1 protein-coding gene is annotated in these 349 nt (G+C 58.2%); it reads left to right on the forward strand.

Features of this window, described 5'->3' with window-relative positions; genetic code table 11:
* Positions 1-349 (forward strand): IS110 family transposase (locus ACT3T6_RS17740; RefSeq protein WP_444615292.1); only part of this gene is annotated, 349 nt, incomplete at both ends.

A 349-nucleotide genomic window follows, 5' to 3' on the forward strand; every position in this document is an offset into this window, starting at 1 on the left:
CGTTGACCGACATGAGCAACCTCAGTGGCGAGGCAAATACACCCGTGCCAAGTGGCTCGATGCGGTTTGTCGCCGTGTTCCCCAGGGCGCGATCATTGGCATGGAAGCATGCGCCACAGCGCATTACTGGGCACGTCAGCTCCAGGCACGTGGCTACCAGGTCAAGCTGGTGGCTGCCCAGTTCGTAAAACCGTACGTCAAGACGAATAAAAATGACCGGGCCGATGCTGAAGCGATTTGTGAAGCCCTCGGCCGACCCACGATGCGCTTCGTGGCGGTAAAATCGGTTGAGCAACAGGATGCTCAGGCTACCCATCGAATCCGGGAAGAACTCATCAGTCAGCGGACC

This window comes from Halomonas sp. 72 (genome assembly GCF_052379785.1).
In the GTDB taxonomy this organism is placed as follows: Bacteria; Pseudomonadota; Gammaproteobacteria; order Pseudomonadales; family Halomonadaceae; genus Vreelandella; species Vreelandella citrativorans.